The 14,971-nt window shown below is 60.2% G+C and carries 13 protein-coding genes; 9 read left to right on the top strand and 4 right to left on the bottom strand.

Going from position 1 to position 14,971, the window contains the following annotated elements; genetic code table 11:
• The first annotated feature begins 63 nt into the window (after positions 1-63).
• The 5 genes from modF (at position 64) to gpmA (ending at position 5,924) form a co-directional block, all read left to right on the top strand.
• Positions 64-1,536 (top strand): molybdate ABC transporter ATP-binding protein ModF, encoded by a 1,473-nt coding sequence (modF, locus tag OXR61_RS04980; protein ID WP_031279876.1) that lies wholly within the window; start codon positions 64-66, stop codon positions 1,534-1,536.
• Between the two features lie 262 nt (positions 1,537-1,798).
• Complete coding sequence (gene galT, locus OXR61_RS04985) at positions 1,799-2,842, top strand: galactose-1-phosphate uridylyltransferase (RefSeq protein ID WP_021508514.1); 1,044 nt, start codon at positions 1,799-1,801, stop codon at positions 2,840-2,842.
• Positions 2,843-3,991 carry a galactokinase gene (gene galK, locus OXR61_RS04990; RefSeq protein WP_021508515.1) on the top strand — a complete coding sequence of 383 codons (1,149 nt, stop codon included), beginning with the start codon at positions 2,843-2,845 and terminating at the stop codon, positions 3,989-3,991. It abuts the gene before it with no gap.
• On the top strand, positions 3,985-5,019 hold the full coding sequence (gene galM / locus OXR61_RS04995) for a galactose-1-epimerase (protein ID WP_021508516.1): 1,035 nt from the start codon (positions 3,985-3,987) through the stop codon (positions 5,017-5,019). Before galK ends, galM begins: the two co-directional genes overlap by 7 nt.
• A 152-nt stretch (positions 5,020-5,171) precedes the next feature.
• A complete protein-coding gene (gene gpmA / locus OXR61_RS05000) occupies positions 5,172-5,924 on the top strand; it encodes a 2,3-diphosphoglycerate-dependent phosphoglycerate mutase (protein ID WP_010616013.1) in 753 nt (250 codons plus the stop codon).
• 63 nt (positions 5,925-5,987) lie between these two features.
• On the opposite strand, the gene aroG is transcribed toward gpmA, so the two are convergent.
• Positions 5,988-7,040 (bottom strand): 3-deoxy-7-phosphoheptulonate synthase AroG, encoded by a 1,053-nt coding sequence (gene aroG, locus OXR61_RS05005; protein ID WP_021508517.1) that lies wholly within the window; start codon positions 7,038-7,040, stop codon positions 5,988-5,990.
• Positions 7,041-7,337: 297 nt separating this feature from the next.
• Between aroG and OXR61_RS05010 the strand changes: the two genes are divergently transcribed.
• The 4 genes from OXR61_RS05010 (at position 7,338) to zitB (ending at position 12,375) form a co-directional block, all read left to right on the top strand.
• Positions 7,338-7,694 carry a YbgS-like family protein gene (locus tag OXR61_RS05010; RefSeq protein ID WP_081049427.1) on the top strand — a complete coding sequence of 119 codons (357 nt, stop codon included), beginning with the start codon at positions 7,338-7,340 and terminating at the stop codon, positions 7,692-7,694.
• A gap of 103 nt (positions 7,695-7,797) precedes the next feature.
• On the top strand, positions 7,798-8,382 hold the full coding sequence (locus tag OXR61_RS05015) for a response regulator transcription factor (RefSeq protein WP_021508519.1): 585 nt from the start codon (positions 7,798-7,800) through the stop codon (positions 8,380-8,382).
• On the top strand, positions 8,364-11,444 hold the full coding sequence (locus OXR61_RS05020) for an ATP-binding protein (RefSeq protein ID WP_021508520.1): 3,081 nt from the start codon (positions 8,364-8,366) through the stop codon (positions 11,442-11,444). Before OXR61_RS05015 ends, OXR61_RS05020 begins: the two co-directional genes overlap by 19 nt.
• A complete protein-coding gene (gene zitB, locus OXR61_RS05025; protein ID WP_021508521.1) occupies positions 11,419-12,375 on the top strand; it encodes a CDF family zinc transporter ZitB in 957 nt (318 codons plus the stop codon). The genes OXR61_RS05020 and zitB overlap by 26 nt, the downstream gene beginning before the upstream one ends.
• Here the strand turns inward: zitB and pnuC are convergent.
• From pnuC to OXR61_RS05040, 3 genes are all read right to left on the bottom strand, one after another.
• Positions 12,372-13,091: a nicotinamide riboside transporter PnuC gene (pnuC, locus tag OXR61_RS05030; RefSeq protein WP_021508522.1), complete on the bottom strand. Its 720-nt coding sequence runs from the start codon at positions 13,089-13,091 to the stop codon at positions 12,372-12,374. The genes zitB and pnuC overlap by 4 nt on opposite strands.
• Before the next feature lie 25 nt (positions 13,092-13,116).
• Positions 13,117-14,178, bottom strand: coding sequence for a quinolinate synthase NadA (nadA, locus tag OXR61_RS05035; RefSeq protein ID WP_031279878.1), 1,062 nt, complete (start codon positions 14,176-14,178; stop codon positions 13,117-13,119).
• A 126-nt stretch (positions 14,179-14,304) separates the two neighbouring features.
• On the bottom strand, positions 14,305-14,820 hold the full coding sequence (locus OXR61_RS05040) for a methylated-DNA--[protein]-cysteine S-methyltransferase (protein WP_021508524.1): 516 nt from the start codon (positions 14,818-14,820) through the stop codon (positions 14,305-14,307).
• Positions 14,821-14,971 lie beyond the last annotated feature (151 nt).

The following is a 14,971-nucleotide window of genomic DNA, read 5'->3' on the forward strand; positions in this document are numbered from 1 at the left end:
ATTTGACTTCATTTCGCTGGCTCGCTACAACTGAGCGACTTGATGCAGAAAACGGAACAAATCATGGCCTCATTGCAAATTTCGCAAGGCATATTTCACCTGAGCGATAGCCGTACCCTGACCCTGCCGGACTTAACCCTGCACAGCGGCGAAAGCTGGGCCTTTGTCGGTGCCAACGGCAGCGGTAAATCTTCGCTGGCGCGCGCGCTGTCCGGCGAGCTGACGGCGGCCAAGGGCGAGCTGCGCCAGGATTTTCAGCGCCGCACCCGTCTGTCGCTGGAGCAGCTGCAACAGCTGGTGACGCAGGAGTGGGAGCGCAACAACACCGATCTGCTGAGTGAAGGCGAAGATGACACCGGCCGCACCGCGCTGGAGATCATTCAGGATGAAGTAAAAGATGAGGCGCGGGCGCAGGTGCTGGCCCAGCAGTTTGGCATCAGCGCTTTACTGACTCGCCGCTTCAAATACCTTTCTACCGGCGAAACGCGCAAAACGCTGCTGTGTCAGGCGCTGATGGCGCAGCCGGATTTGCTGATCCTCGACGAACCTTTTGATGGTCTGGATGTGGCATCGCGCGCCAGCCTTGCCGATACGCTGCATCAGCTGCATCGCGACGGTTACACCGTGGTGCTGGTGCTGAACCGCTTTGACGATATCCCGGATTTTGTCCAGCAGGTCGGCGTGCTGGCGGAGTGCACGCTGACGCACGTGGGCGCGCGCCAGGCGATTCTCGCCGAAGCGCTGGTGGCGCAGCTGGCGCACAGCGAACGCCTGCAGGGCATGGCGCTGCCGGAGCCGGACCAGCCGGATCAGCTGCCGCAGCTGGCGGCAGATGCGCCGCGCGTTATCCTGCGCAACGGCGTGGTGTCGTATAACGATCATGCGGTGATCGACGGCCTGAACTGGCAGGTCAATCCCGGCGAGCACTGGCAGATCATCGGCCCCAACGGCGCAGGTAAATCGACCCTGCTCAGCCTGGTCACCGGCGATCATCCGCAGGGCTACAGCAATGATTTAACGTTGTTTGGTATTCGCCGCGGCAGCGGTGAAACCATCTGGGACATCAAGCAGCATATCGGTTACGTCAGCAGCAGCCTGCATCTGGATTACCGCGTCAGCTGTAATGTGCGTACGGTGATCCTCTCGGGCTTTTTTGATTCGATCGGTCTGTATCAGGCGGTATCGGATCGGCAGAAAGCGCTGGCGCGCCAGTGGCTGGCGCTGCTTGGCATGGACAATGCGCTGGCCGATGCGCCGTTTCATAGCCTGTCGTGGGGCCAGCAGCGGCTGGTGCTGATTGCGCGCGCGCTGGTGAAGCACCCGACGCTGTTAATCCTGGATGAACCGCTGCAGGGGCTCGATCCCATTAACCGCCAGCTGGTGCGCCGCTTTGTTGATGTGCTGATCGGCGAAGGCCGTACCCAGCTGATGTTTGTGTCTCACCACGCTGAGGACGCGCCGCAGTGCATCACCCACCGCCTGAGTTTTGTAAAACAGGGCGCGGGCTATGCTTATCAGCAGGAGGCGTTGCGTTAGTTTTCATTGATGAGCGGGTCGCCATGCATGGCGACCCGGCGATAACAGTACGCACCTGACAGATTTCTTCCCCTAAAAATGTAACCGCTACCACTAGCCTGCCGCATTATTCAGCAAACGTTGCGCATAAACCCACAAAATGAGAATCGTCACCTTGTGTAAACGATACCATTTATCCAGACTGGATCACGCTTTCAGCGCCACCGTTATGCTACGTTGAAGGCAGTGATTTTCTTCTGTTTGCCGATTACCAGGACTTGTTATGCAAAAATTTAACCCGGTCGATCATCCGCATCGCCGCTATAACCCGTTGATCGATCAATGGGTGCTGGTGTCACCGCATCGCGCCAAACGTCCTTGGCAGGGTGCGCAGGAGACGCCGGCGCTGGAGCAACTGCCCGCACACGATCCGGACTGCTTCCTGTGCGCCGGTAACACCCGTATCACCGGCGACAAAAATCCCGATTACAAAAGCACTTACGTGTTCACCAATGACTTCGCCGCGCTGATGACCGATACGCCGGACGCGCCGCAGAGCGATGATGTGCTGATGCGCTGTGAAGGCGCGCGCGGTACCAGCCGGGTGATCTGCTTCTCGCCAGATCACAGCAAAACCCTGCCCGAACTGCCGCTGCACAACCTGCAGGACATCGTGCGCACCTGGCAGGAGCAGACCGCTGAACTCGGTCAGCACTATCCGTGGGTGCAGGTGTTTGAAAACAAAGGCGCAGCGATGGGCTGCTCGAATCCGCATCCGCACGGTCAGGTGTGGGCCAACAGTTTTCTGCCGAATGAAGCGCAAAAAGAGGATGACAACCAGCGCCGCTACTTTGCTGATAAAGGTACGCCGCTGCTGGTGGATTACGTAACGCGCGAGTTGCAGGACGGCAGCCGTACCGTGGTTGAAACCGATCACTGGCTGGCGGTAGTGCCGTGGTGGGCGGCCTGGCCGTTTGAAACCCTGCTGCTGCCTAAAACGCACGTGAAACGCATTACCGATCTCAGCGAGGCGCAGCGCACCGATCTGGCGCTGGCGCTCAAGCAGCTCACCAGCCGTTACGACAATCTGTTCCAGTGCTCGTTCCCGTATTCGATGGGCTGGCACGGCGCGCCGTTCAACGGCGAAGCCAACGATCACTGGCAGCTGCACGCGCACTTCTATCCCCCGCTGCTGCGCTCCGCCACGGTACGAAAATTTATGGTTGGCTACGAGATGCTGGCCGAGACCCAACGTGATTTAACGGCGGAACAGGCAGCAGAACGTCTGCGCTCTGTCAGCGCTATCCATTTCCGCGAGGAACAATAAATGTCTTTAAAATCGATCACTCAACAGGTTTTCGCTGACACCTTCGGCTATGCGCCGAGCCACAGCATTCAGGCACCGGGCCGGGTGAACCTGATCGGCGAGCATACCGATTACAACGATGGCTTCGTGCTGCCCTGCGCTATCGATTATCAGACCGTGATTGCCTGCGCCCGCCGCGACGATCGCCAGGTGCGCGTGGTGGCGGTGGATTACGACAATCAGCAGGATAGCTTCTCGCTGGATGCGCCGATTGAGCCGCTCAGCGAACCGATGTGGGCCAATTACGTGCGCGGCGTGGTGAAACATCTGCAGCAGCGCGACGCCAGCTTTAGCGGCGTGGATATGGTGATCAGCGGCAACGTGCCGCAGGGTGCCGGTCTCAGCTCGTCCGCCTCGCTGGAAGTGGCGGTGGGCACTGTGTTCCAGCAGCTGTATCAGCTGAAGCTCGACGGCGCAGCGATTGCCGTTAACGGGCAGGAAGCGGAGAACCAATTTGTTGGCTGCAACTGCGGCATCATGGATCAGCTGATTTCAGCGCTCGGCCAGCAGGATCACGCCATGCTGCTGGACTGCCGCACGCTGGGCACGCGCGCCGTATCCATGCCGGAGGATGTCGCGGTGGTGATCATCAACTCGAACTTCCGCCGTAATCTGGTGGGCAGCGAATACAATACCCGCCGCGAGCAGTGCGAAACCGGTGCGCGCTTCTTCAACAAAAAGGCGCTGCGCGACGTGACGCTGGAGGAGTTTGCGGCGGCAGAACAGCAGCTCGATCCGCTGGTGGCCAAACGCGTGCGTCACGTGATCACCGAAAATGCCCGGACGCTGGAAGCGGCGGACGCGCTGAGCAGCGGCGATCTGCAACGCATGGGTGAGCTGATGGCCGCCTCGCACGCCTCAATGCGCGACGATTTTGAGATCACCGTACCGCCCATCGACCAGCTGGTGGAGATTGTTAAAGCGGAAATCGGCCCGCGCGGCGGCGTGCGTATGACCGGCGGCGGCTTCGGCGGCTGTATTGTCGCCCTGATGCCAACCGATCTGGTCGATCAGGTGAAAACGGCGGTGGCGCAGCAGTACGAAGCGCAGACCGGCATCAAAGAGACCTTTTACGTGTGTAAAGCCTCAGCAGGAGCCGGCCAATGGTAAGCGACGTCAACTCTCATGCGCCGGACGGCCAGCCGTGGCGCATCACCGTGCTGCGCAACCGCAACGGCATGGTCGCCACCTTTATGGACTGGGGCGCCACCTGGCTGTCGGCGCGCGTGCCGATGCAGGACGGCAGCGTGCGCGAAGCGCTGCTCGGCTGCGCCACGCCGTCCGACTATCTGCATCAGGATGCTTATCTCGGTGCCACCATCGGGCGTTACGCGAACCGCATCGCCTTCGCTGAGCTGAAGCCGCTTAACCGGCTGCTGGCGGCCAATCAGGGTCCGCACCAGCTGCATGGCGGGCCGCAGGGTTTCGACAAGCGCCGCTGGCAGATCCTCAGCCAGAGCGACAGCGCAGTGCACTATCGTCTTGATTCGCCGGACGGTGATCAGGGCTATCCCGGCAATCTGATTGCCGATGTGATTTATCAGCTCGATGACGATAACTGCCTGTCGATTCGCTATGAAGCGCAGACCGATCAGGCCTGTCCGGTCAACCTGACCAACCATGCTTACTTCAACCTTGATGCGCATCATGGCGACGCGCGCCAGCATCGCTTACAACTGCAGGCCGATCGTTATCTGCCGGTGGACAGCGCAGGCATTCCCAATGCGCCGCTGAAAGCGGTGGACGGCACCAGCTTTGATTTCCGCCAGCCGAAACGCGTGGCGGATGAGTTCCTGGCCGACGACGATCAGCGCGCGGTGAAAGGTTACGATCACGCGTTTCTGCTCACCACCGCCGGTGACAGCAGCCAGCCTGCTGCGCAGCTGTGGTCAGCGGACGACAAACTTAGCGTGAGCGTGTTCACCGCCGCGCCGGCGCTGCAGTTCTACTCCGGCAACTATCTGGAGGGAACGCGCGCCCGTGAACAGGGCAGCTATACTGCTTTCCAGGGCATCGCTCTGGAGAGTGAGTTTTTACCGGATTCGCCCAACCATAGCGAGTGGCCGCAGCCTGATTGCTGGCTGCAGCCCGGCGACACATGGCACTCCGTGACGCGTTATCGCTTCACCCCGCACTAAGCGCCGGTTGAAAAACGCGCACTGCGGTGCCGACAGGCTTACGCCGTGCGCTGTTTTCCGCTATGGTATGGCGCTATCAGTGTGCCGCTGAAATCAGCGGCCGCAGCCGGTTTCTATCATCATCGAAACATTAAGCATTAAGGAGTAAAGCTATGGCCGTAACTAAGCTGGTTCTGGTGCGCCACGGCGAAAGCCAGTGGAATCAGGAAAACCGCTTCACCGGATGGTACGACGTGGATCTGTCCGACAAGGGTCGCACCGAAGCCAAAGCAGCCGGTCAGCTGCTGAAAAAAGAAGGTTTCGTGTTTGATTTTGCCTACACCTCAGTGCTGAAGCGTGCCATCCACACTCTGTGGAACGTGCTGGATGAGCTGGATCAGGCCTGGCTGCCGGTCGAGAAAACCTGGCGTCTGAACGAGCGTCACTACGGTGCGCTGCAGGGCCTGGACAAAGCGGAAACCGCCGCCAAATATGGCGACGATCAGGTGAAACAGTGGCGCCGCGGCTTTGCCGTTACGCCGCCAGAGCTGGATCGTAACGACGAGCGTTTCCCGGGCCACGACCCGCGCTACAAATCCCTGACCGACGCGCAGCTGCCAACCACCGAAAGCCTGGCACTGACCATCGATCGCGTGATCCCATTCTGGAACGAGAGCATTCTGCCGCGCATCAAGAGCGGTGAGAAAGTGATCGTTGCCGCGCACGGTAACTCACTGCGCGCGCTGGTGAAATACCTCGATAACATGAGCGAAGATGAGATCCTCGAACTGAACATCCCAACTGGCGTTCCGCTGGTGTATGAGTTCGACGAGAACTTCAAGCCAATCAAACATTACTATCTGGGTGATGCCGACGAGATCGCAGCGAAAGCCGCCGCCGTTGCTAACCAGGGTAAAGCGAAGTAAGTTCACGCTGAAACGCAAAAGGCCAGACGCGAGTCTGGCCTTTTTTTATGCCGTGCGCTGCCGTTAGCCGCGACGGGTTTTGATCGCCTGTGCCAGCTGACGCAGCGCTTTTTCCGTGTCGTCCCAGCCAATACAGGCGTCGGTGACGCTCTGGCCGTACACCAGCGGTTTGCCGCTGTCGAGGCTCTGGTTGCCTTCCACCAGGTGGCTCTCAATCATCACGCCGGTAATCGCCTGCTCGCCGCCGGCAATCTGCTGCGCCACGTCTGCGGCCACCACCATCTGACGCTGGAACTGCTTGCTGCTGTTGGCGTGGCTGAAGTCGATCATCACCTGTGGACGCAGGCCCGCTTTTTCCAGCCCGGTTTTCACCGCCGCAACGTGTTCCGCACTGTAGTTCGGCTCTTTGCCGCCGCGCAGAATGATGTGGCAATCTTCATTACCGCTGGTTTCGACAATCGCCGAATGACCATATTTGGTGACTGACAGGAAGCAGTGCGGCGCGCTGGCAGCACCGATGGCATCGATCGCCACTTTGATGGTGCCGTCGGTACCGTTTTTGAAGCCGACCGGACAGGAGAGCCCGGAGGAGAGCTCGCGGTGCACCTGCGATTCGGTAGTACGCGCACCAATCGCGCCCCAGCTCATCAAATCCGCCATGTATTGCGGCGTGATCATGTCGAGGAACTCACCGGCAGCCGGCAGTCCGGTGTCGTTGATATCCACCAGCAGCTTACGCGCCAGGCGCAGTCCGTCGTTAATCTGGAAGCTACCGTCCATGTAAGGATCGTTGATCAGCCCTTTCCAGCCCACCGTGGTACGCGGTTTTTCAAAGTACACGCGCATCACCACTTCCAGCTCACCCTTCAGCTCCTCGCGCAACGTCAGCAGGCGAGCGGCATACTCTTTGGCTGCCTGCGTATCGTGGATGGAGCATGGCCCAATCACTACCAGCAGGCGGTCATCTTCACCGTGCAGAATGCGGTGAATGGCCTGGCGGGCCTGGGCAACGGTTTGAGCAGCGTTATCGGTGGCGGGGAATTTTTCCAGCAGCGCAACAGGGGGCAGTAACTCTTTGATCTCTCTGATGCGTAAATCGTCGTTCTGGTAATCCATACTTATTCCATTCAAATTTCTGGCCCTGCGTACGCCGGGCGCAACCCGTCCAATGTATCCCTTCAGGCACCAGGTGTAAATTATGTCCTGTGCGCCAATGGCTCGCTCAGATTTGCATTTATTCGTTTATGAACTAAGCTTTATAAACGTAAGTACTGAGGAATGAGGTGCTTTCGCTATTTATATTCATGCCGAACACTCATGACGGAATTAAATTCCGTCGCGGCACGCTTTTTTCGTCAAACAGCACCAGCGGGTGTCAAGCGGCAACTATCCATTTATTACAGGAGCATAATGATGAATAAGTTTGCATTGATTTTTCTGACGGCAGCGATGACTTTGGGCAGCGGCGCAGCACTGGCTGCGGATAACAACAACGGCCAGGCGAATGCGTCAGCAGAAGCCGGCGCAGCCGCAGGCGGCGCGAAAGAGAATCTGCCGCCAAATAATGTCGACAATAGCAACATTAATAATGGCAGCATGAACACCAACGGTGCCGCGACTTCCGGTACCACCTCTGGCAATATGTCGGCCAGCCAGGAACACAAAAATACCATGTGTAAAGATGGTCGCTGCCCGGATATGAACAAGAAAGTTGAAACCAAGGAAGGCGGTGGTCACGTTAAACACAAAACTGACGGCACCACGCAGTAATCCTCGCGGAGCGTGATGCAGGGCGAGCTTCGGCTCGCCCTGTTGTTTTTCCCCTGCCCTATTTCCGCTATGCTAACGCTATGAAATTCACAGGAACTGTTTCATGGCCGCGCTGCTGCTTATCGATGATCACCCTTTAGTTGAAGTCGCGCTGGAAGCGGCCTGCCTCAACGCCCCTATTCCATTACAGCTCTACGCCGCCGGTGACGAAGCCCAGGCGCGCCAGCTGCTGCAACAGCATCATATTGATCTGATTGTGCTGGATATCGGCCTGCCGGATAGCGATGGCTTGGAGCTGCTGCGCCGTCTGCGCGCGCGCCATCCGCAGTGTCCGGTGCTGATTTACTCGGCCCAGCAGAGCCGTCACACGCTGCTCAGCGCCGCCTCGCTCGGGGCGGCCGGCTATGTGGTGAAGAGTCAAAGCATGGCGCAGTTGCTGAGCGCGATTCTGGCGGTGCTGGGCGGCCAGCAGGCGTTTCCGCCGCTGCCGGAGCGCATTGCGCTACCGCTCACCGAGAAAGAGCAGCAGATTGTGGCGCTGCTGGTGCGCGGGCTGTCGAATATCCAGATTGGCGAACAGCTGCACATCAGCAATAAAACCGTCAGCACCCACAAAAAAAATATCCTTGAGAAGACCGGTGTGCAGTCGGTAGTCGAGCTGGCAGAACTGTGGAAAGCGCAGCAGTGACACGCTGGCTGCTGCTGTTCGCGCTGTTTTTCAGTCTGCTGGCGCGCGCCGGATTGCAGCCCGCCAGCAGCGTGATGCTGCCCGCCATGATGCCCGCGCCGCACGCCGAGCCGTGGCCAGGACCGGTGCTGCGCGTGGCGGTGCCGGCGCAAAACAGCGCGCCCTGGGCGATGCGCATTGGCGATCGCATCTGGGGCATTGATGCCGATTATCTCAGCGCCCTCAGCCAGCTGAGCGGCAGCGCATTCAGCCTGCACGGCTACCCTGACTTTGCCGCCCAGCTGGCGGCGCTGCAGCGTGGCGACGTGGATATGGTGCTGAGCACCCGCCAGCGCGATCTGCCCGCCGACGTACTGACCAGCGAGAGCTGGTTCACCAGCCCGATGCGCATCTACCGCAATCGCGACAACCAGCGCGCGGTGATGTTCAACAGTGACAACGCTCAGCTGACCATCGCTGCCGACACGCTGGCGCAGCTGCCGCAAACCTTTGCACATCGCCACCGCTGGCAAACGCTGCCCGGCAATTTACAGGCGCTGTATGCGCTGCTGAACCAGCAGAGTGACTATCTGGTGGCCGATGAAGCCAGCGCCGGTTTCCTGCTCAGCCAGCTGCAGCAGGGACAGATTTATCAAATCACCGCCGATCCCGGTGCCGGCGAGCTGTCGCTGCGCGCGCTGACACGCGATCCGACGCTGATTGCCTGGCTCAACCGCCAGCTGCGTTTGCTGCCAGCGGAGTTCAGCAATCGCGTGCAGCAGCGCTGGAGCCCGCCGCTGCTGCGCTATCAGGATACGCAGACCCTGATGCTGACGGGTGAAGAGAAACAGTGGCTGGCGCAGCAGGATGCCATCCCTTATGCCGCCGAGAGCGATAACGCGCCGTGGAGCTATCGCGATGCCAGCGGCAACGCGCGCGGCTTCGGTATTGACCTGCTTAACGCCCTGAGCCAGAGCACCGGCCTGCGTTTCACGCCGCGCTGGGTCAATAATCCGCAGCAGGCCGCCAGTCTGTTGCAGCAGCAGCAGGTGATGCTCAACCTGTTACAGCCGCTGTACGGGGACGATGCTAACCGCACCGCGCTGCCGGTGTGGCGCGCCATCTGGGGCATTTACACGCTGTCCGACAGGCAGCCGATGGGCTGGTCCGCGCTGCACGCTCAGCGCGTCGGCGTGCTGCGTGGCGATCTGGCGCAGCGTCTGCTTCCGGCTGAGATCGCGCCCCAGCTGTTCGACGATCGCGCCCAGCTGTGGCAGGCCCTCAACACTGGCCAGATTGATGCAGTGGTGGATAACGTGCTGTCGGCGCGCTGGCGCATGGCCAGCCATGAGGGCAACCGCGTGCATCTCGCCTTTGTGGCCAGCGATATCGCCTGGCCGCTGGCGCCGCAGGTGAGCGCACAGCAGCCGCAGCTGAGCGCCCTGCTCGACCATGCGCTGCAGCAGATTCCGGCGGATACGCTGAACCAGATGCGCGTCAGCTGGTCGCAGCCGCCGCAGCCCGGCACCACCATGACGATGCGCAATGTGCCGCTGCTGATTTTGATTGCGGCCGCCGTGATCATCCTGCTGTTGCTGGTATTGCTGCTGCGCCGCTATCTGCAGCAGCGGCGTGAGCGGTTACAGCGCGAGCAGGCGGAGCGCGCCAACGCCGCTAAAAGCCAGTTTCTCGCCACCGCCAGCCACGAGCTGCGCACGCCGATGCAGGCGATTCTCGGTCTGCTGGAGCTGGAGCAGCAGCAGCATCCGAGCGCGCGGCTCGATCTGATGCACAGCAGCGCACGGTCGCTGATGACGCTGCTGAACGATTTGCAGGATCATGCGCGCATTGAGAATCACAGCTTCCGCCTGACGCCGCGCCCGCTCGATCTCAGGTTGTGGCTACAGCAGCAACAGCAGTTTTACCACCCGCTGATGCGCGATGGCGGGCCACAGCTGCACGTAGCGGCGCTGACCCCGCTGCCGGCCAGCGTGATGCTCGACAGCGATCGCCTGCAGCAGGTGGTGAACAATCTGGTGGCCAATGCGCTGAAATTTACCCGCCACGGCGAAATCCGCCTGACGCTGGCGGTCACCGGGGATATCGCGCTGACGGTGAGCGACAGCGGCAGCGGCATTCCGCTCAGCGAGCAGGCGCAGCTGTTTGAACCGTGGTATCAGGCGCCGTCGGGCAAGCGCCATGCGGTGCAGGGCAGCGGCCTCGGGCTGTTTATCTGTCGCGAGATTGTACAGCGCATGGGCGGCACGCTGTCGCTGGACTCCGCACCGCAGCAGGGCACCACGGTGAGCGTGCGCCTGCCGCTGGAACCCTGTGCGGCGACGGCGACAGATGACGCCACGCACTGGCCACACTATCCGCAGCTGCGCGTGGCGATTGTCGACGATCACCCGACCAATCTGCTGGTGATGCAGCAGCAGCTGGCAAGCTTTGGCATTACTGCGGCGGTGTTTGAGGATGGCCGCGAACTGCTGCGGGCCGATGCGCAGCAGCCGTTTGATGTGCTGTTTATCGACCAGATGATGCCGCGCCCGGATGGCCTGACGCTGCTGCGCATCCTGCGCCGCCGTCAGCGCCAGCGCGTGCAGCCTGCGCTGCGCATACTGTGCTCCGCCGACGTACAGCTGCTGAAACTGCCGCTGCAGGCGCACGAAGCGCAGCTGGTCAAGCCGGTGACTCTGCGGGATATTGCACCGCTGCTGGCGCAGGCGGTGCGCGATCCGTTGCAGGTGTTGCCGGACAGCCTGCAGATTCTGGCGCAGCACAATCCGGCTTTCATCCCGCGTATTTGCCATACCCTGCAGCGTACGCTGCAGCAGGATCATGATGCGCTGCTGCAGGCGAGCGCGGCCGCAGACTGGCCCCAGCTGGCGCGTGCGGCGCACCGCCTGAAAGGCAGCTGGCTGATGCTCGGCATTGACGACGTAGCCGCCCGCTGCCAGCAGCTGGCCGACGCGGCAAAACAGCATCAGCCTGACCGTGACAATCTCAATTTACTGATATCATTAACGAACAGGCTACTTAACCAACTGGAACGTTATGGCACACACTCATTCTCACAGTGAGCACGGCGGCAACCGCACGCGTCTCGCCGCCGCGTTTGGCGTCACCGCGCTGTTTATGGTTGCCGAGGTCATCGGCGGGCTGGTGTCCGGTTCGCTGGCGCTGCTGGCCGATGCCGGACATATGCTCACCGACGCCGCCGCGCTGCTGATGGCGCTGCTGGCCGTGCAGTTCGCCCGGCGCAAACCGAATGCGCGTCACACTTTTGGCTTACTGCGTCTGACCACGCTGGCAGCGTTTGTGAACGCCATCGCGCTGCTGGTGATTACCGTCCTGATCGTCTGGGAAGCGCTGCGCCGTTTTTACCAGCCCGAGCCGATTGAAGGCGGGCTGATGCTCGGCATCGCCATTGCCGGCCTGCTGGCGAATCTGCTGTCATTCTGGCTGCTGCACCGCGGCAGCGAAGAGAAGAATCTCAACGTGCGTGCTGCCGCGCTGCACGTGCTGGGCGATCTGCTGGGTTCGGTGGGCGCAATCGTGGCGGCGGTGATCATCATGCTGACCGGCTGGACGCCGATCGATCCGATTCTGTCGCTGCTGGTGGCGTTGCTGGTGGTGCGCAGCGGCTGGGCGCTGCTGCGCGAGAGCCTGCACGAGCTGCTGGAAGGCGCACCGACGCATATCGACGTGGATAAGCTGGCGCGGGCGCTGACGCGTCACATTGATGAAGTGCGCAATGTGCATCATGTGCATGTGTGGCAGGTGGGCGAAAAGCCGGTATTGACGCTGCACGTACAGGTGATTCCGCCGTACGATCACGACGGCCTGCTGCGACGCATTCATCAGTATCTGCACCAACATTATCAGATCGCCCATGCCACGGTGCAGATGGAGTATCAGCCCTGCGTCGGCCCGGACTGCGAGTTATGCGAGGAAAGCGGCACGCAGCACGAGCACGCAGCGCTGGAAGGCCACGCGCATCACCACCACTAATGGGACAGCGCGCGCGAACCCTGTTCCCGTGCGCTCTGCATCCACAGGCGCGTGCCGTTCAGCGCGATCAGCGTCAGGATGGCGTACTCCAGCGCCATGGCATACACGCCCTGACGCGCAAAGATCATCACGCTGATAACGTTGATCACCACCCACAGCAGCCAGTTCTCGACGTATTTGCGCGTCATCAGGATCATCGCCACAATCGACAGCACCATCATGCAGGAATCCCAGAACGGGAAGGCATCCGGCTGCAGCTGCGGCATTACCACGTTAAGACCGAGCGACTGCATCAGGCCCACCGCGGTGCGCGTGAGGAAAGCGAATACCGGGTCGATATAGCGCGTCATCAGCGCAATGGCGATCACGCAGGCGGCGCCCCAGCCGATGGCTTTCGGCAGCGGCAGCCAGCGGATTTTCAGCGCCGCTTCATGGCTGCTGGTCTGCCGGCTCCACGCGTACCAGCCGTACACATTGGCAACAAAGAAGAACAGCTGCAGCAGCAGGCTGGCATACAGCTGAATCTGAAAGAAAATCACCGCAAACAGCGTGACGTTAATCAGACCAAACAGGTAGTTGATAATTTTTTCCTGGCTGGCGAGCCAGATACACAGCAGGCCGGCCAGCGTACCGATCGCCTCAATCCATGACAGATCGTAGCCGCCGACGCCAATCGGAATATGAACCAGAATATTGTGTGTGCTAAAGAAGTCCATCATCTGCACCTGTATGAAAACCGCCTCAGGCGTTCCCTTTCAGCGTAAGTTTGAGTTGTGCTGCAAAGTCTAGCATGCGGTTGAGCGGCAGCAACGCTGCCTTGCGCAGTGCCGCATCGACGTGAATTTCATGCTGAGCGCCGCCGTGTGCCAGCCCTTCAGCGATAGCCTGCAGGCCATTCATCGCCATCCACGGGCAGTGCGCGCAGCTGCGGCAGGTCGCCCCTTCGCCTGCGGTAGGGGCTTCCAGTAACTCTTTATCCGGTACCGCCTGCTGCATTTTGTAAAAAATACCGCGGTCGGTCGCCACAATCATCTGCGGATGTGGCAGCGTTTTGGCGGCCTGAATCAGCTGGCTGGTAGAACCGACCGCATCGGCCAGTTCGACAATCGCCTGCGGTGACTCCGGGTGCACCAGCACCGCCGCGTCAGGATAGAGCGCTTTCATGCGCTGCAACGCCTGGGTTTTGAACTCATCATGCACAATGCAGGCGCCCTGCCAGCACAGCACATCAGCGCCGGTTTGCTGCGTGACATAGCGGCCCAGATGGCGGTCCGGTGCCCAGATAATTTTTTCACCGCGACTGTCGAGGTGTTCAATCAGCTCAACCGCAATGCTGGACGTCACCACCCAATCGGCGCGTGCTTTTACCGCCGCCGACGTGTTGGCATACACCACTACAGTCCGATCCGGATGCGCATCGCAGAAACGGTTAAATTCGTCAATCGGGCAACCGAGGTCAAGCGAGCACTCCGCCTGCAGCGTGGGCATCAGCACGGTTTTTTCCGGGCTAAGGATTTTGGCGGTTTCGCCCATGAAACGCACGCCGGCCACCAGCAGCGTTTGCGCCGGATGCTGGCTGCCAAAGCGCGCCATCTCAAGGGAATCCGCCACGCAGCCGCCGGTCTCTTCGGCCAGCGCCTGAATTTCCGGATCGGTGTAGTAATGCGCCACCATCACCGCATCGCGTGCTTTGAGCAGGCGTTTAATTTCTTCGATGTAACCGGCTTTTTCCTGCGGGCTGAGGCGCGCCGGTTTCGGCGGGAAGGGATAAATGGCGCTTTCGGCATCAAACATTGCACTCATGACACGGCTCTCGTTTTATCGATTTAACAAAATCGCCCATCAGGACGATGATGCGGCATTAAATCCGCCATCGTGTTTTATATGCTAAACACAATAGCGGATTACACCGAGCCTGTCGTGTGATTTTTATGCGGGAAGTACCAGCTGCGCGCCGGCCTGCGCCTGTTGTGGGCTTTCCAGCTCAAGCAGAAACGCTTTTACCGCCAGGCCGCCAGCAAAGCCGGTGAGCTTACCGTTGCTGCCGATAACCCGATGACAGGGCGCCATGATCGACAATGGATTTTTACCGTTGGCAGCCCCGACGGCACGTACCGCTTTCGGGTTGCCGATCTGCTCCGCGATTTGCAGATAGCTGCGGGTTTCACCAAACGGAATGGTGAGCAGCGCCTGCCAGACCTTTTTCTGAAACGCAGTGCCAACGGTGTCGTACGGCATGTCAAACTGCTGGCGCTCGCCAGCAAAGTACTGACGCAGCTGCCGTTCGGCCTCACAAAGAATCGGATGCTGGTCGTTGCGCGCGATCGGTTTCAGCGGCACGCGCTGCGCACCTTCGTTTTCCCATAAAATGGCTGACAGACCGCGATCCGTGGCAATGAGCGTCAGTTCTCCGACGGGCGTGGTAATGATTTTAGCGTGATACATGTTGCACCTCCGGCATGGGCTATGCGGATGATTATCGCACTTTTGCGCGGCGAAACTGGCTGTTTTCGGCCATGAGCATAAACTGGTTAGCTGTCCGAAAGCAGCCAGTTTTCCATCCGCACCTGGGCGACGATGGTGTTTATTTACCGGA

The sequence above is a fragment of the Pantoea sp. GM_Pan_4 genome (assembly GCF_026541005.1).
Taxonomy (GTDB): Bacteria; Pseudomonadota; Gammaproteobacteria; order Enterobacterales; family Enterobacteriaceae; genus Pantoea; species Pantoea dispersa.